We start from the raw sequence: 24,059 nt of genomic DNA on the forward strand, positions 1-24,059 counted from the left end.
AGAAGGCAAGGATGGTGCCAAGGCCGGCCGCACAGGGAAGCGGCATTCTACGGGCGTTTGCCGCCGGGGTCAGATACTTCCTGGTCAACGCGCGCTCCGACGCAATGACGGACCGCGCCAAAGCAAAAGCGCGCGGCCGGCAGGCACGCGCGCTGAACAGCGGTTTCAGGCAGGACGGCCATGGCCGTCCTGCGGCGGCATCAGCCGCCGCTACTGGACGGGGCCCCCGGTGCAGACGGGTTCGCGGGCGCAGGCTGGCCGCCCGGAGCACCCTGGCCCTGCGGGCCACGGCGATGGTGGTCGCGGTCCATCTTCTCCATGCCGGCGCGGATTTCGTCACGGGTCAGCTTGGCGTCGCGGTTGGCGTCGAGCTGGTCGAAGCGCTTGGCCAGCCGCGGCATGCCGGCATTGGCCTCGGCCTTGGTCAGGGCGCCGTCGCCGTTCTTGTCGGCGGCCTTGAATTTCTCATCGAAGGCGGCCTGCATACGGGCGTGGCGCTCGGCAATGACGGCCTTGCGGTGCGCGTCCATCTCGGCCTTGTCGATCTTGCCGTCGCGGTTGGTGTCGAGCTTGTTGAAGTAGGCGTCGGCCTCCGCCTTCGAGATGGCACCATCGTTGTCGGTATCGACCGCCTTCATCCAGCCGCCGCCATGGCCCATATGGTGGTGGCCGGGGCCGGCCTTGCCGGCCGGTGCAGCGGGCGCGCTGGCCTGGGCGAAGGCGCCGCCGGCAACCAGCAAGGCGGCCGAGGCGGCCAGGAATTGCTTCAGGATCTGCTGCTTGTGATTGCGTTGCATGTCTTGCTCCTTGTCATCACGTTGGCATGTACGGATTAGAACGCAGACGATGCAGGGGGGTTGGCGCTTTTAATACGATGTTACCCGCCTCACAGAAAGGCTGGCGCCCCGTAAGGGAACGCAACGGGACGCGAATATTTGCGGCCTTGCCAGCTCAATTCTTGGGGACCAGCATCCCGTCCTGGCTGGGTGGCGGCGCCATCATGGGCTGGTGCGGTGCGGCAGGCTGCGCCTGGGGTTGGGCCTGGGGTTGGGCCTGGACCTGGGGCTGGATTTGCGCCTGCGGGGGCTGGCCCGGAGCCGGCTGGATCGGTTGGGCCGGCTGGCTGGTCACCGGGGCCGGTGGGGCCGGCGGCGGCATCGGCGTCGCCATCGGCGCGGCGGCGCCAGCGGGCGGCGTCGGCAGCGCGGGAGCCGGCGCACCAGCGGCAGGTGCGCGCGCGGCGCCCGGCTGCACCGGCAATGCGATTTCCTGGCGCACGCCGCTGCGTTCGATCACCACCGAGCGCTGGCGGATCTCCACCAGCCGGATCTGCTGCGACAGTTCAGCACCGGACCGCACCGCCTTGGGCGGCCCGCCGTCCAGCGACACGATCGCCGCGCCGGCGCCGCCATCGACCTCGGCCACCACGCCGAGCAGTTGCACGTCGCGCGGACCGCCCTGGGCCGAGCCGCCGAACAGCGTCGCCACGGCGCCGGTCTCGACCGCCTCGGTCTGGGCAACCCGTGCGCTCTGCGGCACCGGCAAGGTGCGCATCGCGCTGAAGGTCAGCGCCCAGTACGTGGCCAGCGCGCACAGCGCGACAAACAGCACCACGCCTGCCAGGCGCGGCAGCCACGGCGCAGCGGCATTAAAGCGAAGGACAGGCCGGAGGGAGAGTTGCACGGGAACGGTACCCCTGACGCAAATGAACGATCGCGCCAAGCGTACCAGAGCCACATGACACTGTCGCCACTCCCCCGGCTGGCCGGGCTCAGAGCAGGTGGTCGAGCAGGTCCGGGCCGAAGACTTCGCGCTCGATGTGCGCCACCGGCACGCCGGCGCTGACCAGCGCATGGCGCTGCGCCTGCATGAAGCCCAGCGGCCCGCACAGGTAGAAGCGGCCATCGATGAAGCGCTGCAGCTCCGGCCGCGCCAGCAACTCGGCCATCGGCATGGTGCCGGCATGGTCGTAGTCGCGGCCGATGGCGTCGGCGGCCTCGGGCGCTTCGTAGCTGATATGCGTCACCAGTTGCGGCAACCGCTCGCGCGCCCACTGCAGGTCCGCGCGGTGCGCATGGTGGCGGCCGTTGCGGGCGGCGTGGGCGAACAGGATCGGACGCTGCGAACCCTGTGCGGCCAGCGTGCGCAGCACCGACAGCATCGGCGTGATGCCGATGCCGCCCGACAGCAGCACCAGCGGGCGATGGCCGTCGAGCGCCGGGGTGAAATCGCCGAACGGCGCGCTCACCTTCAGCTCGGTGCCTTCCTGCGCGTTGGCATGCAGCCAGTTGGAGACCGCGCCGGCCGGCGTCGACTGGTCGCCGTCTTCGCGCTTGACCGAAATGCGCCAGGTCGGCAGGCTGGTCTCGCCCGACAGCGAATACTGGCGCAGCTGGCGCGTGCCGTTGTCGAGATGCGCCTCGACGCTGATGTACTGGCCGGGACGGAAGTCGCGCAGCGGGCCGCCGTCGGCGGCGGCCAGCGTCAGCGACACCACCTGCTCGCCCTGCGCTTCGCGGCGCACCACGCGCACCGCCGTCAGCTCGCCGGCAGCAACGCCGGTGCGCTGGTACAGCCGTGCCTCGGCGGCGATCAGCTCGCCGGCCAGCAGCCAGTAGGCTTCGTCCCAGGCGGCGATCAGCGGCGGCGTGGCCGCATCGCCCAGCACCGCCTTGATCGCGCCCAGCAGGTGGCGGCCGACGATCGGGTAATGCGAGGCGGTCAGGCCTACTGCCGCATGCTTGTGCACGATGCGGTCGACCACCGGCGCCAGCGCGGCGCCATTGTCGATATTGGCGGCGTAGGCGAACACGGCCGACGCCAGCGATTGCTGCTGGCTGCCGTTGGCCTGGTTGCCCATGTTGAACATCTGCGTGAGTTCAGGCCGGTCGGCGAACATCTCGCGGTAAAAGTGGGTGGTGATGGCCAGGCCATGCTCGCGCAGCACCGGGACGCTCGCATCGATATAGGGGCGGGAAGCGGCGGACAGCATCAAATAACACTCCGTTTCATTCATGCATGTTATATGCATGTTTTATCGCACAATAAAACCGGCGCTCGTCGGCGCCTGCGCGGACTACGTCCACTCAGGCCGAACGCCGGTTCAGGAAATCGCGATGCAGCTGGATGATCGACTCGGCGGTCTTGCTGCCGGTGACGTCGGCCAGCGTGACCTCGTCCAGCGCGCGGTAGAACGCCTGCTCGGCCACGTCCAGCGCGCGCTTCAGGCGGCAGTTGCCGTTCAGCGCACAGGGCGGGTTGTCGCAGTCGATGATGGCCTTGTGGCCTTCCAGCTCGCGCAGGATCGTGCCGATAGTCAGCTGTTCGGCACCAGGCCCAAGCTGCAGCCCGCCGTGGCGGCCGCGCGTGGCGGTGATCCAGCCCAGCTTCGACAACCGCGCCGCCACCTTGACCAGGTGGTTGTGCGAGATATCGAACTGCTGCCCCACTTCCGCAATGGTGATGGGCCGGCTGCCGTCGCCACGGGCGACGTACATCAGCAGGCGCAGTGCATAGTCGGAAAAGCGGGTCAGTTGCATCGTGGCGACATCTTAAAAAATATGCATCCAGGATGCAAGTTAAATCCGGCCTGGCGCACCAGCTGTGCTTTGCATCACACATTGCAGCGGCGCCGACGCCACCCCCATAAAACAGTCATGTGGCGCCGGTTATACTGACTGGCGAAACCGGCCCGCCGCCAGCCCGGCCGTGGGCTCAGCCATTCCAGCAACGAGGTTCACAGACGATGCGCATTTTCACTACCGCCAGCCCCGCCCGTTCCCGGCCCGCACGCGCCCGCCGCGCGCGCGGCTTCACCCTGATCGAAATCATGGTGGTGATCGTGATCCTTGGCGTGCTGGCGGCGCTGGTAGTGCCCAAGATCATGAGCCGTCCGGACGAAGCGCGCATCGTCGCGGCACGCCAGGACATCTCGTCGATCATGCAGGCGCTCAAGCTGTACCGGCTCGATAACAGCCGCTACCCGACCACCGAGCAAGGCCTGGCCGCGCTGGTGACCAAGCCCGCCACCGAGCCGGTGCCGAACAACTGGAAGGGGGGCGGCTACCTGGAGAAGCTGCCCAAGGATCCCTGGGGCCATCCGTACCAGTACCTGAACCCGGGCGTGCGCGGCGAGATCGACGTGTTCAGCTTCGGCGCCGACGGCCAGGCCGGCGGCAACGGCAACGACGCCGATATCGGCAACTGGGAATAAATCCCGGCGCGCCCGCATCCCCTGACCATGACCACGGCGCCGCGCCACAGCGCGCCCTTGCGGCGCCGGGGCTTTACCCTGCTCGAGCTGCTGGTGGTCATGGTGATCGCCGGCATCGTGATTTCGCTGGTGGCGATCAACGCCTCGCCCAACGAGCGCGGCCGCGTGCTGGATGACGGCCAGCGCATCGCGCGGCTGTTCGAGCTGGCGCAGGAAGAGGCACAGCTCGGCGCCCGCCCGATCGCCTGGGAAGGCGACGCCGGCGGCTGGCGCTTCCTGGAAGCGACCCCGTACGGCTGGATCCCCATGCGTACCGACGTGTTCGCGCCGGGCCGCTGGCGGCTGGCGCTGGACCAGGTAGTGGTTGCCGAAGGCGGCCGGCCCACCGGCACCGGCGGCCCGCTGCGGCTGGTATTCGGGCGCGAGCTGATCGATATGCCGCAGCGGCTGGTGCTGGTGCGCGGCGATATCCGCGTGGACGTTGCCGGCGACGGCAGCGGCCGTTACTTCGCCAGCACGCCATGACCCGCATCCCCTTGCATGGCCGCCGCCGCGCCGGCTTCACGCTGATCGAGGTGCTGGTCGCGCTGACCATCCTGGCGGTCGCGCTCACCGCGGCCATGCGCGCCATGGGCTCGATGCTCGATGCCGGCGCGGCGCTGCAGACCCGCATGCTGGCCGAATGGAGCGCCGAGAACCACCTGGCCGCGCTGCGCCTTTCAAAGACCTGGCCCGAGCCCGGCGTCAGCGGTTATGCCTGCCCGCAAGGCGGCACCCCGCTGTACTGCGAGCAGTCGGTGTCGGGCACGCCCAATCCGGTTTTCCGCCGCGTCGAGATCGCGGTCTACCCGTCCGCCACCGACAAGTCAGTGCGGCTGGCGTGGCTGGTCACCATCGTTCCCAATGAAGCCCGCAACGTGCTCTGAGCGTCAACGCCCAGGCCGGCGCACCCGCGGCTTCACGCTGCTGGAGATGCTGGTCGCGATCACGCTGCTGGCGGTGATGGCGGTGATCGGCTGGCGCGCGCTCGACAGCCTGACGCGCAGCCGCGAGCGCCTGACCGACCACGATGCGCGCCTGGATGCGTTGAAGATTCTCTACGGGCAGTTCCAGGCCGACTGCGAGCACCTGGCCAGCCCCGCGCTGCTGCAGGGCAGCCCGGTCGAGGTCGGCCAGGACCGGCTGCTGCTGGTGCGCGACCGCCGCGACGAGGGGCAGCCGCCGGCGTGGCAGGTGCTGTCGTACCAGATCGACGGCAATACGCTGGTGCGGGTGGCCGCGCCGCCGGTGGCGGACCGGGCCGGGCTACAGTCGGCGCTGCTGTCGCTGCGCCAGGGCGGCAACAATGCGGCGCAGGTGCGGCGCGTGCTGCCCGACGTCGCCGGCATGAGCGTGCGCGCCTGGGTGGAGCCTGCCGGCTGGCAGGCCGATACCGGGCGCATCCGCAACGTGCTGTTCTCCGGCAATGCCGCCAGTGCTGTGGCCGCCTCGGACGTCGGCACGGCGCTGCCCAACACCGCGGTGCGCGCGGTCGAACTGACCGTGTTCGCGCGCATGGGCGACGGCGATGCGCCGCGGCAGTTCCAGAAGATCTGCATGACCGGGCTATGAGGCGCGCCCCCGTCCGCTCCCGCCCGGCCTTCGCTAGGCGCCGCGCCCGCGGCGCCGCCGTGGTCACCGCGCTGCTGATAGTGACGCTGGCCGTGGTGGTGGTGTCCGGCATGCTGTGGCGCCAGCAGGTGCAGATCCGTGCGATCGAGAACCAGCGGCTGCTGGCGCAGGCGACCTGGATCGAGCGCGCCGCGGTCGACTGGGCGCGGCTGATCCTGCGTGACGACCAGCGCCGCACCAACGTCGACCAGCTCGGGGAGCCCTGGGCGGTGCCGATCGCCGAAACCCGGCTGTCGGATTTCCTTGGGGCCTCGCTGCGCACCGACGTGGCCGGCGAGACCTCGTTCCTGTCCGGCCGCATTCTCGATGCGCAGGCGCGCTTCAATCTCGCCAACCTGGTGATCTGGACCGCCACCGCCGGCGGCCAGGGGCGCGCCGCTTCGGTCGATCCCGCTGCCCAGGCCGCCTACCGCCGTTTGCTGCAGACCGTGGGCCTGAACCCGCAACTGGCCGAGTCCACCGCGCGCGCCATGCTGCAGGCGGCGCAAGGCGGCAGCGACGGCGGCCGCGCGGCGCCGCGCCCGCTCGACAGCGTGCAGGGGCTGCTGTCCCTGCCCGGCTATACGCCGGAAATGATCGCCGTGCTGGAGCCATTCGTCACCGTGCTGCCCGAGCGCACCCTGGTCAACGCCAATACCGCCGAGGCCGAGGTGCTGGCCGCCGTGATCGACAAGCTGCCGCTGGAACGCGCCCGCGAACTGGTACGCCAGCGCGACCGCGCCTACTTCAACAACGTCGGCAACGTGCAGACCCAGCTGGCCGCGGTCGCGCCCCAGGCCGACAGCGCCAGCCTGGCCAATATGATCGACGTACGCTCGCACTATTTCCTGGTCTACGGACTGGTTCGCCACGAACGCGCCAGCCGGCTGCAGGTCTCGCTGATCTACCGCGGCGAGCCGCTGGGTGCCACCAATACGACACGGGTGGTCTGGATACAGGACGCCGACCGGCTGCCGGACCTGCGCTGAATGTCTGATACAAGGCGTACCGAGCATCCACGGTCGGCGCGGCTTGCAGGCATTGGCAACCGGGGAGGAACGGTATTGACGCGGTTTAGTCACACAGGCAAGGTATGCTGCGACGCTGGCGCGAGCGAGGCGCCACGCGGCAATGCGCCTTCCCGGGTTTTTCCCCCACGTCCCGCCATTGGCGCCACTGACGCCACGTTAAGGAAAAATTGAGCACCACCCTCTATGTCCGCCTGCCGCACCGGCCGCACGATCAGCCGCAACCCTGGCAGTTCGGCGCCCTGCCGTTCGCGCTGGTGCGCACCGGCACCGACGCCGCACGGCGCGCGGCCGGCAGCACGGCCTTTGAAGTGTTGCGTGAAGGCCACACCCGCATCGCCGACCTGCCCGCCGCCGAACGCCTGGTGCTGATCCTGGCGGCCAGCGACGTACTGCTGACCACCGCTAGCGTGCCGCCGCTGCCGCCGGCGCGTTTGAAGCAGGCGCTGCCCAACCTGATCGAAGACGCGCTCGCCACCGACGCCCAGCCCTGCCATATCGGCGTGGGGCCCGCGCTCGACGGCAGCGCCGCAATTCGCGGCCCACGCCGGCGGCTGCTGATGGTGGCCGACCGCGCCTGGCTGCGGGCCGTGCTCGACGCCTTTGCCGAACACCGCCATCGCCGCCGCCATGTGTTGCCGGCGCAGTTGTGCGTGCCGCTGGCAGCGGCGGAGGTTGCCGCCGCCGAGGCGCCCGGTGCCGAGCCCACACTGCGGCCGGCGGAGAACACCGCACCGGACGAGCCGGCCACGCTGGTGGTCGAGGCAGCCGCCAGCGCTCTGGCTGACGGCGGCGAACTGCTCGACAGCGCCACCCTCGGCGGCCCCGAGCCCGGCCCTGCACTGGCCAGCCGGTGGCAGCTGACGGTGCGCACCGGCGCACACGCCGGCTACGGCCTGCTGCTGGGCGACGACGCCCTCGCGGCCTGGCAGGCGCTGGCGCCCGAAGGCAACTGGTACGCCGACGCCGATGCCGCCGCCGCGGCGCCGGTTCCCGCATTGCGCGGCGCCGCCCGCGCCGGCTGGCCGCTGTGGATCGAGGGCGCGCAGGCGTGCCTGCGCGATCCGGCACTGGACCTGGCGCAGTTCGAGTTCGCGCAAGGCCGCGCCGACCGCTGGAACCTGGCTGCATGGCGGGTGCCGCTGGCGCTGCTGGCCGGCATCGTCCTGGTGCAGGTGCTGGGCATGAACATCCACTGGCTGCTGCTGCGCAACGAGCAGCAGCGCGTGGAAGCCGCGCAGCAGCAGACCTTGCGCAGCGCCTTCCCGCAGACCCAGGCCATCCTGGACGCGCCGCTGCAGATGCGGCGCCAGGTCGAGCAGCTGCGCATCGCCAGCGGCCGCAGCACGCCGGAAGACTTCCTGCCGCTGGCCGACCGCTTTGCCCAGGCCGCGCACCGGCTGCCGCCGGATGCGCTGCAGGCGCTGGAATACCGCGGCCGCATGCTGGTGGTGACGCTCAAGCCGGGCACGGACATTGCCGGCCTGCGCAATGCCGCGCGCCAGGCCGGCCTGCAGATGGAAGAGGACAAGACCGGTGGCGCGGCAGGCGGCGCAGGTAGCGCACCAGGCAGTGCGGCGGGCGGCGCGACGGGCGGCGCCACGCCGGTGACGCCGGGCTCGCGCTGGACCGTCAGGCCGGGCCTGTGAGCGCGGCAGCACGATACGCATGGATGCCATGAAAGACTCCGCCCGAAACCACACGTCCCGCCCCGCCCGGTCCGCAAGCACTACCGCCCTGCGCGCGCGCCTGGCGCGGCTGCGTCCGCGCGTGCCGCAAGCCTGGCAGGATCGCTTCAACGCGTTCTGGGCGGCGCGCAACCCGCGCGAGCAGGCCATCCTGGCCGGCGGCGCCGCGGTGATGGTGCTGGTGATCGGCTACACGCTGCTGTGGGAGCCGGCCGCCGAAGGCCGCCAGCGCCTGGCGCGCAACCTGCCGCAGATGCGCGCCGACCTGGCCGAAATGGAAACGCTGGCGCAGGAAGCGCGCGGCCTCAAGGCCACGCCGGCACCGGCGCTGCGCGGCGACGCGCTGACGCAGGCGCTGCAGGACAGCCTGGGCCAGCATGGCCTGAAGGCGGCCCGGCTTGCCGCCGGCGCCGACAACAATGTCCAGGTGCAGCTCGACAAGGTGCCCTTCGGCGCGTTCAGCAGCTGGCTGCAGGACGTGCGCCAGCAGCAGCGCATGAAAGTGATCGACGCCCGCATCGTCTATGTCGGCGCCACGGCGCTGGTCAATGTCAGCGCGACCCTGCAGGGTCCGGGCGGCCGCAGCTGATGGTACGGCTGGAAACGCTGCGGCTGCCGCGCCGCAAGCTGCGCCAGCCGGGTGCATGGCGGGGCCTGCGCTGGCTCGCGCTGGGACTGGCCAGCGCCGCGGCAACGGTGGTGGCGATGTTGCCGGCCACGTGGATCGCCGAGCGCGTGGCCACGCAGACGCAGGGACGGGTGCTGCTGGCCGATGCCAGCGGCTCGCTGTGGCGCGGCAGCGCCACGCTGGCGCTGTCGGCCGGCGCCGGCAGCCAGACCGCCACGGTGCTGCCGGGCAGGCTGCAGTGGACGCTGGCCTTCTGGCCGCTGCTGGCCGGCACCGCGCGCGCGGTGGTGACGCACACCGAAGCCATGGCCGCGCCGGTGACGATCACCGCGACGCCGGGCGGCTGGACCGTGCAGTCCGGCGCGATGCGGCTGCCGGCATCGCTGCTGGAAGGCATCGGCGCGCCGTTCAATACGCTGCGCCCGGATGGCCTGATGCGCGCGGACTGGTCGACGCTGCAAGGCAGCTTTTCCGGCCAGAAAGGTGGCGGAAATAACGCCGGAAATGGCAGCGGAAATGGCAATGGCATGCGCGGCCATGTCACGCTGCGCATCGAGCAGGTGTCGTCCGCGGTCAGCCGGCTGCGCCCGCTGGGCAGCTACCGCGCCGAGATCGACTGGAGCGGCGCCGGCGGCGGCAAGCTGCAACTGAGTACTATCGCCGGGCCGCTGTACCTGGAGGGCAGCGGCACGCTTGGCCGGCAGGCGCGCTTCGAGGGCACCGCGCATGCCGAGCCCGATGCGGAAACGCAACTGACCAGCTTGCTGAGCCTGCTGGGACGACGAGACAACAACGTGACAAGGCTGCGCTTCTGATGCCAGGCAGCGCCAGGAGCGTACGGAAATGACTATGACAACCCATGCCACCCGACCTGTTTTCCAGACCGCCTGCGCCCGCGCCGTGGCCCTGCTGTGCGGGCTCTCGCTGCTGGTGCCCGCGCCGCTGTGGGCCCAGCCCGGTGCGCCGGGCGCACGCACCCAGGGCACGCCGCCGGCGCCGCCCGATGTCACGCCGGCCAACCGCGATCAGGTGGTGCTCAACTTCGTCAATGCCGACCTGGACTCGGTGATCAAGGCGGTCGGGCAGGCCACCGGCAAGAACTTCGTGATCGACCCGCGCGTGAAGGGCACGGTGAACCTGGTCACCGAGCAGCCGGTGTCGCGCGCGCAGGCGTTGCAGACCCTGGGCTCGGTGCTGCGCATGCAGGGCTATGCGATGGTCGAGAGCAACGGCTTCACCAAGGTCGTGCCCGAAGCGGACGCCAAGCTGCAGGGCTCGCCCACGGTGATCGGCGCGGCGCCGAGCCGCGGCGACCAGGTGGTGACGCAGGTGTTCCGGCTCAACTACGAGTCGGCCAACAACCTGGTGCCGGTGCTGCGGCCGATGATCGCGCCCAACAACACCATCACCGCCTATCCGGCCAACAACACGCTGGTCATCACCGACTACGCCGACAACCTGCGCCGGCTGGCGCGCATCATCGCCGCGATCGACGCGCCCGCTTCGGGCGAGGTCGAACTGGTACCGCTGCGCCATGCGCTGGCCAGCGACACCGCGCAGGTGCTGCAGAAGCTGCTCGACCCCGGCGCCGCGGGTGCGGCCGGCGGTGGCGGCGCGCCAGGCGTCGACGCCACGCTGCGCACCTCCGTGGTGGCCGAGCCGCGCAGCAACGCGCTGATGATCCGCGCCTCCAGCCGCGCGCGGCTGCAGCAGGCGCGCCAGCTGATCGAGAAGCTCGACCAGCCCTACGCCCGCCCCGGCAATATCTGGGTGGTGCCGCTGCGCAATGCCGATGCGGTCAAGCTGGCCGCCACGCTGCGCGCCATCGTCGCGGCCGACAGCAGCTTTGCCTCCGCGACCCAGCCCGGTGGCGCCGGTGCCGCGGGCGGCATCGCCGGCGGGGGCGGCCTGACCAATGTCTCGACGCCGGCCGGCGGCCAGTTCACCGGCGGCACCACCGGCACGCAGACCGGCATGCGCGGCGGCACGTCGGGCACGGGCGGCGGCGCTTATGGCAACTCGGCCTTTGCCGCGTCGTTTGGCACCAGTACGCAACCGACCACCGGCGGCATCATCCAGGCCGATCCGTCGACCAACTCGCTGATCATCACCGCCAGCGAGCCGGTCTACCGCAACCTGCGCGGGGTGATCGACGACCTCGACGCGCGCCGCGCGCAGGTCTACATCGAGTCGATGATCGTTGAGGTCACCGCCACGCAGGCGAGCGAGCTCGGCATCCAGTGGCAGGGCCTGATCAGTTCCTCGAGCGGCAACAACAACGTCTTTGCCGGCACCAACTTCGGTACCGGCGGGCAGAACATCCTGAACCTGACCCTGGCCGGTGCGCTGTTCGACAGCAACCGCACCGCCGGCATCGCCGCGGCGCAGCAGCTGGTGCCGGACGTGGGCGGCCTGAACCTGGGCATCGTCAACAAGGCGATGGGGCTGGGCGCGCTGCTGCGCGCGCTCGGCACCAATGGCAGCGTCAACCTGCTGTCCACGCCGAACCTGATCACGCTGGAGAACGAGGAAGCCAAGATCCTGATCGGCCAGAACATCCCGATCACCACCGGCTCGTATGCGCAGACCGGCGGCGCGGCCTCGGTGACGCCGTTCCAGACTTTCGACCGCAAGGACGTCGGCATCACGCTGCGCGTGAAGCCGCAGATCACCGACGGCGGGCTGGTCAAGATGCAGATCTTCCAGGAATCGTCGTCGGTGGTGGCTGGCACGCTGACGCAGGTGCAGGGCCCGACCACCAATGTGCGCTCGATCGAAACCAATGTGCTGGTCGACGACGGCCAGATCATCGTGCTCGGCGGCCTGATCGAGGATTCGTATGGCGACGGCGTGCAGAAGGTGCCGCTGCTGGGCGACATCCCGCTGATCGGCGGGCTGTTCCGCTACGAGAACAAGAACCGCTCCAAGACCAACCTGCTGGTGTTCCTGCGCCCGTATGTGATGCGCACGACGGGCGCAGCCGACCGCCTGACCGCGGACCGCTACGACTACATGCGCGCGCAGCAGCAGGGCTTTGTATCGCCTAACATCATGGTGCGCGACACCAACACGCCGCTGCTGCCGCCGGCCGACGCGCCGACCACGCCGTTCGTCGATCCGCGCGCAAACGGCCCGGTGCCGGCGCCGCTGCCTCTGCCGCAAACGCTGCCGCAGAATCCGCAGCAGCCCGGCGTGCCGGCACAGCCGCAAGCGGTGCCGCCGCCCGCGGCCTTGCAGCAGCCGCTGAGCCAGCGCGGCGAAGCCGCCACGCCGGGCGCTGTCCAGAACTGAGGCCTGCCATGGCGAGCGAAGTCCAGACCCCTCTCCTCGATACACTCGAACCGCCCTCGCCGATGGCGGCGCGGCTGGTCCCGTACGGCTTTGCGCGCGAAGCGCCACTGCTGATCGCGCACCAGCGCCCCGACGGACTGGAGGTATGGGTCAGCCGCGCCACCTCCCCGACCGCCCTGGCGGAAATCGCCCGGGTACACGGCGCGCTGCGGCTGCGCGTGCTGGAGCCCGAGGCGCTCGAGCGCGCCATGTCCGATGCCTATAACCGCCAGGACGGCAGCGCCGCGCAGGTGGTGGGCGAAGTCGAGGGCGAGGTCGACCTGTCGCGCCTGATGCAGGACATTCCCGCCGTGGAAGACCTGCTCGAGTCCGAGGACGACGCGCCGATCATCCGCATGATCAACGCGCTGCTGACGCAGGCGGCGCGCGAAGGCGCATCGGATATCCACATCGAGCCGTTCGAGTCGTCGTCGGTGGTGCGCTTCCGCGTGGACGGCACGCTGCGCGACGTGGTGCGGCCGAAGAAGGCCCTGCACGGCGCGCTGATCTCGCGCATCAAGATCATGGCGCAGCTCGACATCGCCGAGAAGCGCCTGCCGCAGGACGGCCGCATCACGCTGCGCGTGGGCGGGCGGCCGGTGGATGTGCGCGTGTCGACGCTGCCCACCGGCCACGGCGAGCGCGCGGTGCTGCGCCTGCTCGACAAGGAAGCCGGCCGGCTCGACCTGGCCAGGCTGGGCATGGCGCCCGACACGCTGCGCGGCTTCGACCACCTGATCCGGCAGCCACACGGCATCGTGCTGGTGACCGGGCCGACCGGCTCGGGCAAGACCACCACGCTGTATGCCGCGCTGTCGCGGCTGGATGCGCGCACCACCAACATCATGACGGTGGAAGACCCGGTCGAGTACGACCTCGACGGCATCGGCCAGACCCAGGTCAATGCGCGTATCGACATGACCTTCGGCAAGGCCCTGCGCGCGATCCTGCGCCAGGACCCGGACGTGGTGATGATCGGCGAGATCCGCGACCTGGAGACCGCGCAGATCGCGGTGCAGGCCTCGCTGACCGGCCACCTGGTTCTGGCGACGCTGCACACCAACGACTCGGCCTCGGCGGTGACGCGGCTGGTCGACATGGGGATCGAGCCGTTCCTGCTCTCGTCGTCGCTGCTGGGCGTGCTGGCGCAGCGGCTGGTACGGCGCCTGTGCCCGCACTGCAAGCGCGAGGAAGTGATCGAGCTGCCTGAGGGAGTAGCCGCTGCCGATGCCGAAGCGCTGCAGGCGCAGGGCAAGCCGCTGCAGCATGTGTGGCATCCGGTCGGCTGCGACAAGTGCGGACAGTCGGGTTACCAGGGGCGCATGGGCGTCTACGAGCTGCTGACCGTCGGCGACGAGATCCGCACCATGATCCACCGGCAGGCGCCGGAATCGGAGATCAAGCAGGTAGCGCTGGCGCATGGCATGCACACCATGCGCAGCGACGCGCAGCGCTGGATCGACAGCGGCGCGACCTCGCTTGAGGAAGTGTTGCGCGTGACGCGCGACTGAGGCGGAGCAGACACCGGATGCCAGCCTTCCGCTATGAAGCCGCCGACGCCGCCGGCAAGACCGACCGCGGCGTCATCGAGGCCGACAGCCCGCGCCAGGCGCGCTCGCAACTGCGCGCGCGCGGGCTGACGCCGCTGACCGTCGATGCGCTGGCCGGTGCCGGGCTGGCCCCGCGCAGCGGCAGCCAGCTGTTCGCGCGCAAGCTGTCGACGCAGGAGCAGGCGTTGTTCACGCGCCAGCTCGCCAGCCTGATCGTGGCCGGCCTGCCGCTGGACGAAGCGCTCGGCGCGCTGGCCGACCAGGCCGAACGGCCGTATGTGCACGAACTGCTGGCCGGCATCCGCGCCGAGGTGATGGGCGGCAGCTCGCTGTCGGTGGCGCTGGCGCAGCATCCGCGCGACTTTCCCGATATCTACCGCGCGCTGGTTTCGGCTGGCGAGCATTCGGGCCATCTCGGGCTGGTGCTGGAACGGCTGGCGGGATATATCGAGTCGCGCAATACGCTGACGTCGAAGATCCGGCTCGCGTTCACCTATCCGGCTATCGTCACGGTGGTCGCATTCGCGATCGTGATCTTCCTGCTGTCATACGTGGTGCCGCAGGTGGTGAGCGTGTTTGCGAACACCAAGCAGAAGCTGCCGACGCTCACCATCATCATGCTGTGGCTGTCGGATTTCGTGCGCAACTGGTGGTGGGCCGCGCTGGCGTTCATCGCCGTGGTTGCGCTGGCGATCCGCAGCCTGCTGAAGCAGCCGGCGGTGCGGCTGGAATGGCACCGGTGGCTGCTGACCGCGCCCCTGTTCGGCAAGCTGATCCGCGGCTATAACACCGCACGCTTTGCCGGCACGCTGGCGATCCTGGTGTCGGCGGGCGTGCCGATCCTGCGCAGCCTGCAGGCGGCCGGCGAGACACTGACCAACGAGGCGCTGCGTGCCAATGTGGAGGATGCCAATACGCGCGTGCGTGAAGGGGCGTCGCTGGCGCGCGCGCTGGCGGCGCAGAACCAGTTTCCGCCGGTGCTGGTGCATTTGATCCGGTCAGGCGAGGCGACCGGCAATCTGCCGGTAATGCTGGACCGCGCTGCGCAGGGCGAGGCGCAGGAACTGGAACGGCGCACGCTGTTCCTGACCAGCCTGCTGGAGCCGCTGCTGATCCTGACGATGGGGGTGGTGGTGCTGTTGATCGTGCTGGCGGTGTTGATGCCGATTATCGAGATCAATCAGCTGGTGCGGTAAGTGGGATATGGCAGTGGCGTCTGTTTGCCTGACGCCGCTCGCACAGGCTCCCCTACCCTGCGAAGCGGGAGAGGGGAGCAAACCGCCGCGCTCAGTTACTCCGCGGCTTGTGCAGTCTTCTTGCTAGGCCGCTTGCGCGGCTTCCGTGCCGGCGCCGGTGCAGCTGCGGCTTCGGCCACCGCCTCGGCTACCACTTCGACGACTCCTTCCTGTTCCGCCGCCACGTCCGGCTCCGTCCCCACCGTCGCCGTCAACACCGTCGCTCCCGGCGCCGCAAACACCGACTGGTCGATCGGCCACGGCGTCTCGTTGAGCGTCACTTCCGGACGGCGCGCCGGGCGTTTGCGGCTGCGCGACTTGGGTTCCGCATCGGGCTTGGGCTCGGGATCGGGCTGGGGCGCGGCTTCGAGCGGTGGCACCGGTTCCGGCTCGGGCTGCACGACATCCGCAGCAACGAACGGGGGCGCGTCGTCGGCCAGGAATGCCGGCTGGACAGCCGCCGGTTCCGGGGCCGGCTCGGGGCTTTCCACCGGCGCCGGGATGGGATTGCGGCGCGCCGCTTCGGGCTGAGGCGCGGGTTGCTGCTGCGACGGCCGCTGTTGCTGCTCGCCGCCGCCCCTGCCGCGCTTCTTCAGCCGGATCCAGATGGTCTTGTTGTTGCCGCCGTTGCGCGTTTCCACCTCGAACAGGCCAGTGGCCGCCACCAGCTCCGAGAGCTTGCCGTAGCCATAGTTGCGCGAGTCGAATTCCGGCGCCTGCTTGGCGATGTGGTTGCCCATGCTGCCCAGCGTCAGCCAGCCGTCCTCGTCGGACACGGCCTGCGCCGCGCTCTGCAGCAGGCGCACCAGGCGCGAATCCTGGCGCAGTTCGCCGGTGCTGCGCTTGCGCGTCGGCGCGGCGGCTTCGTCAGCACCTTCGGTATCGGCTTCGGCGCGCAGCACGTCGGAGTAGATGAACTTGTCGCAGGCGGTGACAAAGGGCTTGGGCGTCTTGCGCTCGCCGAAGCCGTAGACGATCAGCCCCTGCTCGCGGATGCGCGAGGCCAGCCGGGTGAAGTCGCTGTCGCTGGAGACGATGCAGAAGCCGTCGAAACGCCCGGTGTACAGCAGGTCCATGGCGTCGATGATCATGGCGCTGTCGGTGGCGTTCTTGCCGACGGTGTAGCGGAACTGCTGGATCGGCTGGATCGAATGCGACAGCAGCCGCTCTTTCCAGCCGGCCAGGTTGGGACGGGTCCAGTCGCCGTAGATGCGTTTGACGGCCGCGACGCCGTACTTGGCGACTTCGGCCAGCAGGCCTTCGACGATGGCGGGCGCCGCGTTGTCGGCGTCGATCAGCACGGCCAGGGTCGCGGTGCCCTGGCGGGGGGAATTGGTCATGTTCGGGTATTCGCTGGTTTGCCCGTGCATGAGACGGGCAATCGAAAATCAGGTTGCACCAGGCTGGCGCGGCAGATGTGGTGCGTCGAGGATCGCGGGCGGCATCGCCGGCGTTCTCGATGCAACGCAGTGTACACGCGAAGCCCCGTCCATACGGGAAATCACCGTTGCCATGGGCACGTTTCGTGCTGCGCTGCAAGGTACCGCCGACCGCACGGCGGTGCTACCATGCCGCGCAGAGACACAGCCGCCCAACGCTTCCACAAGAGGCCGCGAGGCGACTGCCCACAACTGCAGGTGTCGGTGATCCCGACAACACGCCCCATAGAGGAGCACCTATGAATGCCCCCCTGACCCCGCCGGTCAGCGACGCCATCCACCGCGCGCTCGCTAATGTTTCCCTCGACGACAAATACACGCTGGAGCGTGGCCGCATCTACATCAGCGGCACGCAGGCGCTGGTACGCCTGCCCATGCTGCAGCAGGAGCGCGATCGCGCCGCCGGGCTGAACACCGCCGGTTTTATCTCCGGCTACCGGGGGTCGCCGCTGGGCGCGCTGGACCAGTCGCTATGGAAGGCCAAGAAGCACCTGGCCGCGCACAACATCGTGTTCCAGGCGGGGCTGAACGAGGATCTCGCCGCGACCTCGGTGTGGGGCTCGCAGCAGGTCAATATGTACCCCGACGCCAAATTCGATGGCGTATTCGGCATGTGGTACGGCAAGGGGCCGGGCGTGGACCGCACCGGCGACGTGTTCAAGCACGCCAACTCGGCCGGCTCGTCGAAGCACGGCGGCGTGCTGGTGCTGGCGGGTGACGACCATTCGGCCAAGTCGTCGACACTGGCGCACCAGTCCGAGCACATCTTCAAGGCCTGCGGCCTGCCGGTGCTGTATCCGTCTAACGTGCAGGAATATCTCGACTACGGCCTGCACGGCTGGGCCATGAGCCGCTATTCCGGCCTGTGGGTGGCGATGAAGTGCGTGACCGACGTGGTGGAATCGTCGGCCTCGGTGGAGCTGGACCCGCACCGCGTGCAGATCGCGCTGCCGGACGACTTCATCATGCCGCCGGGCGGCCTGAATATCCGCTGGCCCGATCCGCCGCTGGAACAGGAAGCGCGCCTGCTCGACTACAAGTGGTACGCGGGCCTGGCCTATGTGCGGGCCAACAAGCTGGACCGCATCGAGATCGATTCGCCGCACGCGCGCTTCGGCATCATGACCGGCGGCAAGGCCTACCTGGATACGCGCCAGGCGCTGGCCGACCTGGGGCTGGACGATGCCACCTGCGCGCAGATCGGCATCCGCCTGTACAAGGTCGGCTGCGTCTGGCCGCTGGAAGCGCATGGCGCGCGCGCGTTTGCCGAGGGCCTGCAGGAAATCCTGGTGGTCGAAGAAAAGCGCCAGATCATGGAGTACGCGCTCAAGGAAGAGCTGTACAACTGGCGCGACGACGTGCGCCCCAGGGTCTACGGCAAGTTCGACGAGAAGGACAACGCCGGCGGCGAATGGTCGATCCCGCAAAGCAACTGGCTGCTGCCGGCGCACTATGAACTGTCGCCCGCGATCATCGCCAAGGCCATCGCCACGCGGCTGGACAAGTTCGAGCTGCCGATGGACGTGCGCGCGCGCATCACCGCGCGGCTGGCCATCATCGAGGCCAAGGAAAAGGCGTTGGCTACCCCGCGCGTGACGGCGGAACGCAAGCCGTGGTTCTGCTCGGGCTGCCCGCACAACACCTCCACCAACGTGCCGGAGGGCTCGCGCGCGCTGGCCGGCATCGGCTGCCACTACATGACGGTGTGGATGGACCGCAATACCAGCACCTTCAGCCAGATGGGCGGCGAAGGCGTGGCGTGGATCGGCCAGGCGCCGTTCGCGGGCGACAAGCATGTGTTCGCCAACCTGGGCGACGGCACCTACTTCCATTCCGGGCTGCTGGCGATCCGCGCGTCGATCGCCGCGGGCGTCAACATCACCTACAAGATCCTGTACAACGACGCGGTGGCGATGACCGGCGGCCAGCCGGTCGACGGGCAGCTGTCGGTGCAGGACATCGCCTGGCAGGTGCACAGCGAGGGCGCGAAGAAGATCGTCATCGTCAGCGACCAGCCGGAGAAGTACAACGCGGCGATCAAGCTGCCCCAGGGCATCGACATCCATCACCGTGACCAGCTCGACAGCGTGCAGCGCGAGCTGCGCGAAGTGCCGGGCTGCACCATCCTGATCTACGACCAGACCTGCGCCACCGAAAAGCGCCGCCGCCGCAAGCGCGGCACGATGGAAGACCCGGCACGCCGCGTCTTCATCAATGACGCGGTGTGCGAAGGCTGCGGCGATTGCTCGGTCAAGTCGAACTGCCTGTCAGTGGAGCCGCTGGAGACGGATTTCGGCACCAAGCGCCAGATCAACCAGTCGTCGTGCAACAAGGACTTCTCGTGCCTGAACGGCTTCTGCCCGAGCTTTGTCTCGGCCGAAGGTGCGCAGGTGCGCAAGCCCGAGCAGCATGGCGTGTCGATGGAGAGCCTGCCCGCGCTGCCTGCGCCGGAGCTGCCGCCGATCCGCCGTGCCTACGGCATCCTGGTGACGGGCGTGGGCGGTACCGGCGTGGTGACCATCGGCGGCCTGCTGGGGATGGCGGCGCACCTGGAAAACAAGGGCGTGACCGTGCTCGACATGGCGGGCCTGGCGCAGAAAGGCGGCGCGGTGCTATCGCACGTGCAGCTGGCCGCGCGCCCCGATGACCTGCACGCGACGCGCATCGCGATGGGAGAAGCCGACCTGGTGATCGGCTGCGATGCCATCGTTTCGGCCACCGACGAAGTCATCTCCAAGACCCAGGCAGGCCGCACGCGCGCCGTGGTCAATACCGCGCAGACGCCCACCGCCGAGTTCATCAAGAACCCCAAGTGGCAGTTCCCGGGCGTGTCGGCCGAACAGGACGTGCGCAACGCCGTCGGCGAGAAGTGCGACTTCATCAACGCCAGCGGCCTGGCCGTGGCGCTGCTGGGCGATGCCATCTACACCAACCCGCTGGTGCTCGGCTACGCGTGGCAAAAGGGCTGGATCCCGCTGACGCTGCAGGCACTGGAGCGCGCGATCGAACTCAACGGCGTGGCCGTCGAGAAGAACAAGGCCGCGTTCGACTGGGGCCGCCATATGGCGCACGACCCGGAGCACGTGCTGTCGCTGACCGGCAAGCTGCAGAACACTGCCGAAGGCGCGGAAGTGGTCAAGCTGCCAAGCTCGACCGGCGCGATGCTGGAGAAGCTGGTCGCGCGCCGCATGGAACACCTGACGGCCTACCAGGACGCCGCCTACGCGCGCACCTACCGCGAAGCCATCGACCGCGTGCGCGCGGCCGAAAGCGCGCTGGCAGGCGGCGGCAAGCCGCTGCCGCTGACCGAGGCCGCGGCGCGCAACCTGGCCAAGCTGATGGCGTACAAGGACGAGTACGAGGTGGCGCGGCTCTATACCGATCCCGTCTTCCTCGACAAGCTGCGCGCGCAGTTCGAAGGCGAACCGGGCAAGGACTACCAGCTCAACTTCTGGCTGGCGCCGCCGACGACGGCCAAGCGCGACGACAAGGGTCATCTGGTCAAGCGCAGATTCGGTCCGTCGACGATGACGCTGTTCCGCGTGCTGGCGAAGATGAAGGGCCTGCGCGGCGGCATGTTCGATGTCTTTGGCAAGACCGGGGAACGCCGTACCGAGCGCGCGCTGATCGGCGAATACCGTGCCTTGCTGGATGAGCTGGTGGCGGGACTGAATGCCGCCAACTATGACACCGCGGTGACGCTGGCCAACCTGCCGGATGATATCCGGGGCTTCGGGCACGTGAAGGAAAACAACCTGAAGGCGGTGCGTGGGCGCTGGCAAAAACTGCTGGAGCAGTTCAGGCATCCGGAAACGGCGCAGCGGGCAGCGTAAGGCAAGAGCCTTTAAATCTCCGCGCTGTTCGTCCCCTCTCCCCGTGAGGGGAGAGGAAAATACGATCGGTCAACGAGGCGCAATGTGCCCTACGGCCGCGCCAGCTCCTTTTCCCCCGGCTTCACATACATCGAGTTTTTCGGCTGCGACAACACCCGACGCACCATCGGCTCGAAGAACGACAACGGCAGCGTGTCGTAATCCGTCATGAACGCCGCCGCATCGTACTTGCGGCAGAACTCGGCAGTGCGCTCGAACAGCTCCGGCTGGTTGCGATACTGCTCGCGCAGGTTGCGGTCGAGCCCGAGGTGATGGAAGAAGTAATAGCCCTGGAACACGCCATGCTTTTCCACCATCCACAGGTTCTCTGCGCTGACAAAGGGCCTCAGGATCGCCGCCGCGATATCGGGATGGTTGAAGCTGCCGAGCGTATCGCCGATATCGTGGAGCAGCGCGCAGACCACGTATTCCTCGTCCTGCCCGTCCCGGTGCGCCAGCGTCGCGGTCTGCAGCGAATGCGTGAGCCGGTCCACCGGGAAGCCGCCGCAATCGCCATCGAGCAGCCGCAGGTGCGCCAGCACGCGGTCGGGCAGCGCCCGCGCATACGGCATGAACTCGGCGGAAATCGCGGCCCAGTCCTCGCGGGTGCCGTGTTCCATATGGCTGAAGCTCGCGCGCGCGGGCGCGTAGGTGTCGCTCATGCTGGTCTCCTTTTGTGGGGAGGGTGTGCGAGGGCCGCACATCCGCTCGTCATGTTGTGCCGGCATTGTGGCACCCGCAGCGGCGCTACACTGTCAAAAAGCTAACAATGTGCCGGCATATTGCGGCGCACCACCGGTTCCCGGCAGCAACAGACTGACGATCAAGGAGACGACATGACGTTCCACGGAAGCTGCCACTGCGGCAACATTGCTTTCGAGGTCGAGGCCGAAAGCATCCCGAGCGTGATCCGCTGCAATTGCTCGATCTGCCGGCGGCGCGGCCACCTGTTATGGTTCGTGCCACGCGCCACCTTCAAGCTGGATACGCCGGAGAGCAATGCGTCGACGTACCGCTTCAACACCATGAAGATCGCGCACCGCTTCTGCCCGGTGTGCGGCTGCGGCCCTTATGCCGATGGCCAGGACAAGGACGGCAAGCCGATGGCGGCGGTGAACGTGCGTTGCCTGGACAATGTCGACCTGGACAGCCTGAAGGTCATCGATTACGACGGCCTGCACCACTGAGACCGCCATGTTCCGCATTCTCGATCTCGACCACCTGGTGCTGCGTACCGCCGATGCCGACGCGCTGCGACGGTTCTATGTAGACGTGCTGGGCTGCAGCGTCGAGCGCGAGCAGCCCGACTTCGGCCTGACGCAGCTGCGCGCGGGCAGCGCGCTGATCGACCTGGTCTCGCTGGACGGCCCGCTGGGCCGTGCCGGCGGCGCGGGCCCTGGCGCCGAGGGCCGCAACCTCGACCATTTCTGCCTGCGCATCGAGCCGTTTGACGAGCCCGCGCTGCGCGCGTGGCTGTCCGGGCACGGCGTAGAGGCCAGCGAGGTCGCGCAGCGCTTCGGGGCCGAAGGCAAGGGCCCGTCGCTCTATGTCAGCGACCCGGACGGCAACGTGGTGGAACTGAAGGGTCCGCCTGCGCCGGTGACCGCACAGTAAAGCGCCGCAAAGGTCGTGCCGATGCGCGGGGTGCGCGCAGGATCGCTACAATTTCCCGCTGGTCCCGCGCGCCGCCAGCCATGGCGTCACCCCTCGCCGGGGCCCGCCATGACATCGCTAGAAGCCAGCTCCGACACGGACGCCGCCAGTACCGATTCTCCCGCAGACGCCAGCCCGGCACGCGCCGGCCCCGCGCAACCGGCCACGCCGCCACGCCGGCTGGTCTGGATCCTCGGCCTGACCGAGACCATCTCCTGGGGCACGCTGTTTTTTGCCTTCACCGTCTTCATCGAGCCGATGATCCGCAGCACTGGCTGGTCCAGGCCATTCCTCGCAGGCGGCTATTCGCTGGGGCTGCTGGTGTGGGCGATGTGCTCGTTCGCGGTGGGCCGGTTGCTGGACCGCGCACCCGCGCGCAGGGTGATGGGTGCCGGTTCGGTGCTGGCCGGCCTGGGGCTGCTGCTGTGGGCGTGGTCGCCCTCCCCCGCGATGTTCCTGCTGATGTGGGTGCCGATCGGGCTGGCCATGGCCACCACGCTGTACGAGCCGGCCTTCGTGGTGCTGCGCCAGGCCTATGGCGACCAGTACCAGAAGCCGATCATGATCGTCACGCTGATGGCCGGCTTTGCCAGCACGATCTTCGTGCCGCTGGCGCAATGGCTGGTGCTGCATGCCGGCTGGCGGCCCACGCTGGTCGGCTTTGCAGTGCTTAACCTGCTGGTCTGCGCGCCGTTGCACGCGCGCATGCGCTACGCCATGCATCCCACCTACAGCGGCACGCCGACCGCAGGCGCCGACGCGGGCAGCACCGGCATCGCGCGCACCACGCTGCGCCAGCCGGTGTTCTGGGCCGTGGTGCTGGCCTTCACCGCGACCGCGGTGGTGGCCTCGCTGCTGGGCGCGCACCTGATCCCGATGCTGACCGAGAAGGGCCTGCCGGTGTCGCAGCAACTGGTGGTGGCGGCGCTGATCGGCCCGGCGCAGGTTGCGGGCCGCATGCTGATGATGCGCGCGGCAGTGCGCCACCCGGTGCGGCTGTCGCTGCCGGTCTATCTGCTGATGAGCGCTGGACTGCTTTGCTTCGCGCTGGGCCATGGCGCCTGGCTGATGGTGGCCGCGGTGCTGTATGGCTGCGCCAACGGCGTCAACACGATGCTGCGCGCGATGGCCATGCCCGAGCTGATCTCGCGCCACCACTACGCCACGCTGAACGGCCTGATGATGACGCCGGTGCTGCTGATGCAGGCCGCCGCGCCGTGGCTGGGCGCGCTGCTATGGCGGGCCGCGGGCGGCTACTGGCTGATGCTGTGGGTCATGCTGGCGCTGGCGCTGGGCGCGCTGCTGGCGTTCGGCTACGCACTGCACCGGCGCGGCCTGTTGCGCGTGGCGGGTGCCGCGCCGTAGCGCTGCCATGCCCCGGTCGCGCGGATGCACGACAATAGGGGCTTTTGCGGCCGGGCCGACGCGCCGGCCGCGCCCCCCCGCATCACGATGTCCGCTGGCCACGGTGGCGATCCTGGCCATGCCTTCGTTCTGGTGGCTGCTGCCCGCGCTGGTGGCGTTCGGCATGGCCAATGCCGGCTTCGACGTGGCCATGAACGCGCAAGCCGCCACGGTGGAGGCCAGCCGCCCGCGCCTGGTGATGTCGGCGCTGCATGGTGCTGATCGGCGGCGTGGCGCACCTGGCCGACCTGCGCATGGGGCTGGCCGTGGTGGCGCTCACCATGGGCTGGATCGCGCTGGCGGGCGCGCGCTCGGCGCGGCGCTACCTGCCGCCGCGCAAGGATGGCCGCTGAGCCGCGGCTGAAGCCA

22 protein-coding genes are annotated in these 24,059 nt (G+C 69.2%); 16 read left to right on the forward strand and 6 right to left on the reverse strand.

From position 1 onward, the window contains the following. Positions 1 to 200: 200 nt before the first annotated feature. The 4 genes from E0W60_RS26810 to E0W60_RS26825 all read right to left on the reverse strand — a co-directional run bounded on the left by E0W60_RS26810 (position 201) and on the right by E0W60_RS26825 (position 3,539). Entirely contained in the window at positions 201 to 797 is a 597-nt protein-coding gene (locus E0W60_RS26810) for an EF-hand domain-containing protein (protein WP_135706085.1), read from the reverse strand. Positions 798 to 951: 154 nt separating this feature from the next. Beyond that, positions 952 to 1,683: a type II secretion system protein N gene (locus E0W60_RS26815; RefSeq protein WP_135706086.1), complete on the reverse strand. Its 732-nt coding sequence runs from the start codon at positions 1,681 to 1,683 to the stop codon at positions 952 to 954. Between the two features lie 88 nt (positions 1,684 to 1,771). Further along, on the reverse strand, positions 1,772 to 2,992 hold the full coding sequence (locus E0W60_RS26820) for a globin domain-containing protein (protein ID WP_135706087.1): 1,221 nt from the start codon (positions 2,990 to 2,992) through the stop codon (positions 1,772 to 1,774). Between the two features lie 94 nt (positions 2,993 to 3,086). Next, a complete protein-coding gene (locus tag E0W60_RS26825) occupies positions 3,087 to 3,539 on the reverse strand; it encodes an RrF2 family transcriptional regulator (protein WP_133097737.1) in 453 nt (150 codons plus the stop codon). A gap of 206 nt (positions 3,540 to 3,745) precedes the next feature. Between E0W60_RS26825 and gspG the strand changes: the two genes are divergently transcribed. The 11 genes from gspG to gspF all read left to right on the forward strand — a co-directional run bounded on the left by gspG (position 3,746) and on the right by gspF (position 15,283). Then, positions 3,746 to 4,213 carry a type II secretion system major pseudopilin GspG gene (gspG, locus tag E0W60_RS26830; protein WP_135706088.1) on the forward strand — a complete coding sequence of 156 codons (468 nt, stop codon included), beginning with the start codon at positions 3,746 to 3,748 and terminating at the stop codon, positions 4,211 to 4,213. Positions 4,214 to 4,240: 27 nt separating this feature from the next. Continuing rightward, entirely contained in the window at positions 4,241 to 4,738 is a 498-nt protein-coding gene (locus E0W60_RS26835) for a prepilin-type N-terminal cleavage/methylation domain-containing protein (protein ID WP_133097739.1), read from the forward strand. Next, the gene (gspI, locus tag E0W60_RS26840) at positions 4,735 to 5,139 is read left to right on the forward strand and encodes a type II secretion system minor pseudopilin GspI (RefSeq protein WP_133097740.1); all 405 of its coding nucleotides are present in this window, start codon (positions 4,735 to 4,737) and stop codon (positions 5,137 to 5,139) included. The genes E0W60_RS26835 and gspI overlap by 4 nt, the downstream gene beginning before the upstream one ends. Continuing rightward, positions 5,117 to 5,824 carry a PulJ/GspJ family protein gene (locus E0W60_RS26845; protein WP_133097741.1) on the forward strand — a complete coding sequence of 236 codons (708 nt, stop codon included), beginning with the start codon at positions 5,117 to 5,119 and terminating at the stop codon, positions 5,822 to 5,824. The genes gspI and E0W60_RS26845 overlap by 23 nt, the downstream gene beginning before the upstream one ends. Continuing rightward, positions 5,821 to 6,852: a type II secretion system minor pseudopilin GspK gene (gene gspK / locus E0W60_RS26850; RefSeq protein WP_133097742.1), complete on the forward strand. Its 1,032-nt coding sequence runs from the start codon at positions 5,821 to 5,823 to the stop codon at positions 6,850 to 6,852. The genes E0W60_RS26845 and gspK overlap by 4 nt, the downstream gene beginning before the upstream one ends. A gap of 209 nt (positions 6,853 to 7,061) precedes the next feature. Continuing rightward, on the forward strand, positions 7,062 to 8,540 hold the full coding sequence (gspL, locus tag E0W60_RS26855; RefSeq protein WP_135706089.1) for a type II secretion system protein GspL: 1,479 nt from the start codon (positions 7,062 to 7,064) through the stop codon (positions 8,538 to 8,540). Positions 8,541 to 8,559: 19 nt separating this feature from the next. Then, positions 8,560 to 9,168 (forward strand): type II secretion system protein M, encoded by a 609-nt coding sequence (locus E0W60_RS26860; RefSeq protein WP_133097744.1) that lies wholly within the window; start codon positions 8,560 to 8,562, stop codon positions 9,166 to 9,168. Continuing rightward, entirely contained in the window at positions 9,168 to 10,022 is an 855-nt protein-coding gene (gspN, locus tag E0W60_RS26865) for a type II secretion system protein N (RefSeq protein WP_133097745.1), read from the forward strand. The genes E0W60_RS26860 and gspN overlap by 1 nt, the downstream gene beginning before the upstream one ends. Before the next feature lie 34 nt (positions 10,023 to 10,056). Next, positions 10,057 to 12,498, forward strand: coding sequence for a type II secretion system secretin GspD (gspD, locus tag E0W60_RS26870; protein WP_135706325.1), 2,442 nt, complete (start codon positions 10,057 to 10,059; stop codon positions 12,496 to 12,498). Positions 12,499 to 12,506: 8 nt separating this feature from the next. Beyond that, complete coding sequence (gspE, locus tag E0W60_RS26875) at positions 12,507 to 14,048, forward strand: type II secretion system ATPase GspE (RefSeq protein ID WP_135706090.1); 1,542 nt, start codon at positions 12,507 to 12,509, stop codon at positions 14,046 to 14,048. Between the two features lie 17 nt (positions 14,049 to 14,065). Next, positions 14,066 to 15,283, forward strand: coding sequence for a type II secretion system inner membrane protein GspF (gene gspF, locus E0W60_RS26880; protein ID WP_133097747.1), 1,218 nt, complete (start codon positions 14,066 to 14,068; stop codon positions 15,281 to 15,283). A 95-nt stretch (positions 15,284 to 15,378) separates the two neighbouring features. Here gspF and E0W60_RS26885 read toward each other — a convergent pair whose 3' ends face one another. Next, entirely contained in the window at positions 15,379 to 16,662 is a 1,284-nt protein-coding gene (locus tag E0W60_RS26885) for an NYN domain-containing protein (protein ID WP_135706091.1), read from the reverse strand. 338 nt (positions 16,663 to 17,000) lie between these two features. Between E0W60_RS26885 and E0W60_RS26890 the strand changes: the two genes are divergently transcribed. After that, on the forward strand, positions 17,001 to 20,594 hold the full coding sequence (locus tag E0W60_RS26890) for an indolepyruvate ferredoxin oxidoreductase family protein (RefSeq protein ID WP_135706092.1): 3,594 nt from the start codon (positions 17,001 to 17,003) through the stop codon (positions 20,592 to 20,594). Positions 20,595 to 20,683: 89 nt separating this feature from the next. Here the strand turns inward: E0W60_RS26890 and E0W60_RS26895 are convergent, their stop codons facing one another. Then, positions 20,684 to 21,295, reverse strand: a complete 612-nt coding sequence (locus E0W60_RS26895; RefSeq protein WP_135706093.1) for an HD domain-containing protein — start codon at positions 21,293 to 21,295, stop codon at positions 20,684 to 20,686. Between the two features lie 174 nt (positions 21,296 to 21,469). Between E0W60_RS26895 and E0W60_RS26900 the strand changes: the two genes are divergently transcribed. The 4 genes from E0W60_RS26900 to E0W60_RS37085 all read left to right on the forward strand — a co-directional run bounded on the left by E0W60_RS26900 (position 21,470) and on the right by E0W60_RS37085 (position 24,043). After that, positions 21,470 to 21,820 (forward strand): GFA family protein, encoded by a 351-nt coding sequence (locus E0W60_RS26900; RefSeq protein WP_133097751.1) that lies wholly within the window; start codon positions 21,470 to 21,472, stop codon positions 21,818 to 21,820. Between the two features lie 7 nt (positions 21,821 to 21,827). Continuing rightward, a complete protein-coding gene (locus E0W60_RS26905; protein ID WP_133097752.1) occupies positions 21,828 to 22,247 on the forward strand; it encodes a VOC family protein in 420 nt (139 codons plus the stop codon). Between the two features lie 108 nt (positions 22,248 to 22,355). Beyond that, positions 22,356 to 23,651 carry an MFS transporter gene (locus E0W60_RS26910; protein ID WP_133097753.1) on the forward strand — a complete coding sequence of 432 codons (1,296 nt, stop codon included), beginning with the start codon at positions 22,356 to 22,358 and terminating at the stop codon, positions 23,649 to 23,651. Positions 23,652 to 23,902: 251 nt separating this feature from the next. After that, positions 23,903 to 24,043 carry a hypothetical protein gene (locus E0W60_RS37085; RefSeq protein WP_165971588.1) on the forward strand — a complete coding sequence of 47 codons (141 nt, stop codon included), beginning with the start codon at positions 23,903 to 23,905 and terminating at the stop codon, positions 24,041 to 24,043. Positions 24,044 to 24,059 lie beyond the last annotated feature (16 nt).

Source organism: Cupriavidus oxalaticus, assembly GCF_004768545.1.
Classification (GTDB): Bacteria; Pseudomonadota; Gammaproteobacteria; order Burkholderiales; family Burkholderiaceae; genus Cupriavidus; species Cupriavidus oxalaticus_A.

Bases quoted from the DNA above. Each gene is read 5' to 3' on its own strand.
- E0W60_RS26810 (WP_135706085.1), bottom strand. From the start codon at position 797: ATGCAACGCAATCACAAGCAGCAGATCCTGAAGCAATTCCTGGCCGCC.
- gspF (WP_133097747.1), top strand. From the start codon at position 14,066: ATGCCAGCCTTCCGCTATGAAGCCGCCGACGCCGCCGGCAAGACCGAC.
- E0W60_RS26910 (WP_133097753.1), top strand. From the start codon at position 22,356: ATGACATCGCTAGAAGCCAGCTCCGACACGGACGCCGCCAGTACCGAT.
- E0W60_RS26890 (WP_135706092.1), top strand. From the start codon at position 17,001: ATGAATGCCCCCCTGACCCCGCCGGTCAGCGACGCCATCCACCGCGCG.
- E0W60_RS26825 (WP_133097737.1), bottom strand. From the start codon at position 3,539: ATGCAACTGACCCGCTTTTCCGACTATGCACTGCGCCTGCTGATGTAC.
- gspE (WP_135706090.1), top strand. From the start codon at position 12,507: ATGGCGAGCGAAGTCCAGACCCCTCTCCTCGATACACTCGAACCGCCC.
- gspI (WP_133097740.1), top strand. From the start codon at position 4,735: ATGACCCGCATCCCCTTGCATGGCCGCCGCCGCGCCGGCTTCACGCTG.
- E0W60_RS26895 (WP_135706093.1), bottom strand. From the start codon at position 21,295: ATGAGCGACACCTACGCGCCCGCGCGCGCGAGCTTCAGCCATATGGAA.
- E0W60_RS26885 (WP_135706091.1), bottom strand. From the start codon at position 16,662: ATGACCAATTCCCCCCGCCAGGGCACCGCGACCCTGGCCGTGCTGATC.
- E0W60_RS26860 (WP_133097744.1), top strand. From the start codon at position 8,560: ATGGATGCCATGAAAGACTCCGCCCGAAACCACACGTCCCGCCCCGCC.
- E0W60_RS26835 (WP_133097739.1), top strand. From the start codon at position 4,241: ATGACCACGGCGCCGCGCCACAGCGCGCCCTTGCGGCGCCGGGGCTTT.
- gspD (WP_135706325.1), top strand. From the start codon at position 10,057: ATGACAACCCATGCCACCCGACCTGTTTTCCAGACCGCCTGCGCCCGC.
- E0W60_RS37085 (WP_165971588.1), top strand. From the start codon at position 23,903: ATGGTGCTGATCGGCGGCGTGGCGCACCTGGCCGACCTGCGCATGGGG.
- gspG (WP_135706088.1), top strand. From the start codon at position 3,746: ATGCGCATTTTCACTACCGCCAGCCCCGCCCGTTCCCGGCCCGCACGC.
- E0W60_RS26905 (WP_133097752.1), top strand. From the start codon at position 21,828: ATGTTCCGCATTCTCGATCTCGACCACCTGGTGCTGCGTACCGCCGAT.
- E0W60_RS26900 (WP_133097751.1), top strand. From the start codon at position 21,470: ATGACGTTCCACGGAAGCTGCCACTGCGGCAACATTGCTTTCGAGGTC.
- gspN (WP_133097745.1), top strand. From the start codon at position 9,168: ATGGTACGGCTGGAAACGCTGCGGCTGCCGCGCCGCAAGCTGCGCCAG.
- E0W60_RS26845 (WP_133097741.1), top strand. From the start codon at position 5,117: ATGAAGCCCGCAACGTGCTCTGAGCGTCAACGCCCAGGCCGGCGCACC.
- E0W60_RS26820 (WP_135706087.1), bottom strand. From the start codon at position 2,992: ATGCTGTCCGCCGCTTCCCGCCCCTATATCGATGCGAGCGTCCCGGTG.
- gspK (WP_133097742.1), top strand. From the start codon at position 5,821: ATGAGGCGCGCCCCCGTCCGCTCCCGCCCGGCCTTCGCTAGGCGCCGC.